The organism is Petrachloros mirabilis (genome assembly GCF_975968855.1).
The window spans coordinates 1-3498 of sequence record NZ_CDLUDY010000280.1; the positions used below are offsets into that span (position 1 = coordinate 1).

Annotated in this window: 2 protein-coding genes and 1 pseudogene; 1 reads left to right on the forward strand and 2 read right to left on the reverse strand. The window is 57.1% G+C overall.

Going from position 1 to position 3498, the window contains the following annotated elements; all coding sequences use genetic code 11:
* Window positions 1-2628: Lhr family helicase (locus ACWVCN_RS12055; RefSeq protein ID WP_455246020.1), on the forward strand; the 2628-nt coding region annotated here is incomplete at its 5' end.
* A gap of 63 nt (window positions 2629-2691) precedes the next feature.
* Here ACWVCN_RS12055 and ACWVCN_RS12060 read toward each other — a convergent pair.
* Both ACWVCN_RS12060 and ACWVCN_RS12065 read right to left on the reverse strand, forming a co-directional pair.
* Window positions 2692-3075 (reverse strand): DUF3015 family protein, encoded by a 384-nt coding sequence (locus ACWVCN_RS12060; protein ID WP_455246021.1) that lies wholly within the window; start codon window positions 3073-3075, stop codon window positions 2692-2694.
* Window positions 3076-3230: 155 nt separating this feature from the next.
* Window positions 3231-3498 (reverse strand): annotated as a pseudogene (locus ACWVCN_RS12065) (DUF2330 domain-containing protein); the annotation flags it as partial.

Here is a 3498-nt window from a genome sequence, read left to right on the forward strand (position 1 = left end):
CCGGCGCGCACCGCCGAACTCTCGGCTGAGGTGGCCAGACTTCGAACAGAGCTTGATCGACTCGTCACCGCAAATCCCTCAACCCTGACCGCGCACCCCTTACCCCTTGCCTGGCTGCGGAATGAATGCGGCCTTGACGCGAGGGGCGCCAACCAGGTCATCGAGTATCTGTTGGGCGGCAAGGCCATTCTGGGAACGGTGCCCACTCAGGACCGGGTCGTCGCCGAGCGATTTTTTGACGAGAGTGGTGGGATGCAGTTGGTGATTCATGCTCCCTTCGGGGGGCGGATCAATAAGGCCTGGGGACTGGCGTTGCGTAAGCGTTTCTGTGTGACATTCGATTTCGAATTGCAGGCCGCCGCCACGGACAACGGACTTGTTATTTCCCTGGGCGAGAAGCACAGTTTCCCTTTGGAGTCGGTCTTCGGATACCTCCGTTCCAGCTCGGTTCGCGAGGTGCTCGTTCAAGCGGTGTTGCTTGCTCCGATGTTCGCGACCCGTTGGCGCTGGAATGCGTCCCGTTCCCTGGCGCTGCTGCGCTTTGCGAAAGGCAAGAAAGTTCCACCGAATATCCAGCGGATGAAAGCAGAGGATCTGCTGGCGGCGGTCTTCCCGGATGCCATTGCCTGCCAGGAAAACCTCACGGGAGCGCGTGCAGCCAGGACCATTCCAGATCATCCGTTGGTCAATGAGACGTTGCGCGATTGTTTGACTGAAGCGATGGACGTCGACGGTTTGATAGACGTTCTGCGTCGTATCGAAAGCGGAGCCATCACTTGCGTCGCAATCGATACGCCGACGCCCTCGCCCTTCTCGCACGAGATCTTGAATGCCAATCCCTACGCATTTCTCGACGATGCGCCTTTGGAAGAACGACGGGCGCGGGCGGTGGAGTTGAGGAGAACGCTGCCGCCTGAACTTGCCGGCGAAGTCGGCGCGTTGGATGCTATCGCAATCGATGAAGTGGCTCGCGAAGCTTGGCCGGTCGTCCGTGATGCCGACGAACTCCACGACGCGCTGCTCACGCTGGTGTGGGTGCCGTGCGAGTCAGTCTCCGGCTGGCAGCAGTTCATCCCGGAATTAATACAATCTGGTCGGGCGAGGGAGCTTGCCACCGGCCGTGAGGATTCAGGGGCATCGGAGAAAACGGTTAAAGGGTGGGTTGCTGCCGAGCGGCAGCGGGATGTCGAGGCTGCTTTGGCAACACAAGATGATGCCACAATTGAAATGATCGTACGGGGTTGGATGGAAAGCATCGGACCGACGACGACAACGGAGCTTGCCCAACGGCTGAATCTTCCGCTCGATGCGGTTCAATCCGCAATGATCCGCCTGGAATCTCAAGGCCAAGTCCTTCGCGGTCAGTTTCGACAAACTCAGCACTCCGGCGAAGCGATGACGGCTGAGCCGGAGTGGTGTCATCGCCGCCTCCTGGCTCGCATCCATCGTCTGACGATCGGAAAATTGCGCAAGGAGGTCGAGCCAATTACGGCGGCCGAGTTCATGCGTTTTTTGTTCCAGTGGCAGCATGTTGCGTCCGGTTCTCGTCAACACGGCGAAGCGGGATTGCTCGCCATCGTAGGGCAATTGTCCGGGTTTGAAGCTGCAGCCTCATCTTGGGATCCGCATCTGCTGCGTCTGAGGATGGGGAAATACGAACCCGAACTATTGGATCGGCTCTGCCTCAGTGGAGCCGTCAGTTGGGGGAGGCTCCTTCCCCATCCACGGCTCGCCGAAGCAAGTGAGGGTGCTCGTCGGATCATACCTTCGAGTCTGGCTCCGATCAGCCTTTTCCCACGTGAGGATGGAGAATGGCTGCTGCAGGCTGTTCCCCACGATTTGCGCGGCGGCCCGGAACCGTTTTCCGCCTTGAGCGTGGTGTCCCAAGGTCTGCTGCGCACCCTCGAAGAGCGTGGTGCCTGTTTCTTCGCGGACTTGGTCCGCCACACGGGCCATTTGCCGACCGAAGTCGAAGACGGATTGTGGGAACTCGTTTCGGCTGGAATGGTAACAGCCGATGGATTTGACAATCTCCGCGCCTTGATAGATCCGCATCGCCGTCGCGCGGTGGGCCGCGAACGGACTCGCCGCCCGAGGCATGCAGCCGGCCGCTGGTCGCTATTGCGCGGGCATGAGGTAAGGAGCAAAGGGCTAGAGGCGGATGCAAGAACGAATGCCTCCTCCTCACGGCCTATAGAATCTGTCGCTCGCCAACTCCTTCGCCGTTACGGTGTTGTGTTCAGGGACCTTCTGGCTCGCGAAACCTTAGTGCAATCCTGGCGTGATCTTTTGGTGATCTACCGTCGGATGGAATGCAAAGGCGAAGTGCGGGGCGGACGATTCGTGTCAGGTTTTGTCGGCGAGCAATTCGCCTTGCCCGAAGCACTTGAATCGTTGCGCGCAATCAAGAAAGGCGGTGGTGTTGCAGCCGGCGTCGAAGTGAAGGTCTCAGCATGCGATCCACTGAATCTAGCGGGAATTATTCTGCCCGGTCAGCGGGTTCCCGCCGTTCCGACAAACTTTATAGTTTTTCGCGAAGGTGTCCCTGTCAGAACGATAACGGCTAAAGGAGGAATCGACGCCAGCATTCAACGAACAGAAACCTGCTTCGGCATTCCTTCGGGGTAAGACCATGAACGCCACCGAACCGGTGTGCAATGCAGTTCCGATCCAGATGAAAACCTCGCCCCGCTAGTTGGCCGCTGGAATTTTTAAGAGGGCGATAAGCTCCTGCGGGGTGCTATGACGGGCTATAACAACAGGGTATTGTGACTGGGCATGGGTGAAGAAGGAGGCCTGGTTCTCCCCGGAGACGCCCATTAAGGTGCTGAGAGAAGTCAGGTATTCTCCATGTCCTTGCGCCATGTCCTGCTTGACATTTTCAAAATTGAAAGTCACGAACGCGTTGACTTTTTGATCAGGTTTTAGAAGGCCGTCGCCGGTGAACCAGCCTCCCGGCGTAGTTGAGGACAGGACGTCATTGATAGTTTCTGTGACAGTACAGCCTGACAAAGCGAAACAGAACATCCCAGCCCATATGGCATTTCGCAGCGTATTATCAGATGTTCCTGCCATTGTTCATCTCCTCCAGCCTAGATGGTGACCGGCCTTCCATGACTGGCCACCCTTATAAGATAAGAAAGGATGGCCAGTATGTCAAGGCGCCCGAGTTCGAATAATCCTAAGATTCGAGAAATGAGAGATGGAACAATCAATCCAGCATGCCGAAATCAATTGTTCCACAAATACTGATACCACTTCTTTTCTTCAATGGTGGGCATCGAGGCAATGTTCATTGATTTGCGGATCTCGCCGATGTTCCAGCCGGTCAGGTTTGCCAGCGTCTGCGCCTCCTTTTCATAACGCTCGCGCAACTGTTGCCGGTATGCAGTGGCGGCCGGACATTCATCCGTTCCAGTCCAGGGGTGGCGGAGGATGTAGCGGGCCTGGAAGTTCGATCGATCGGAAGTCTCCTGGAACATCAAGTCTTCGGGAAAG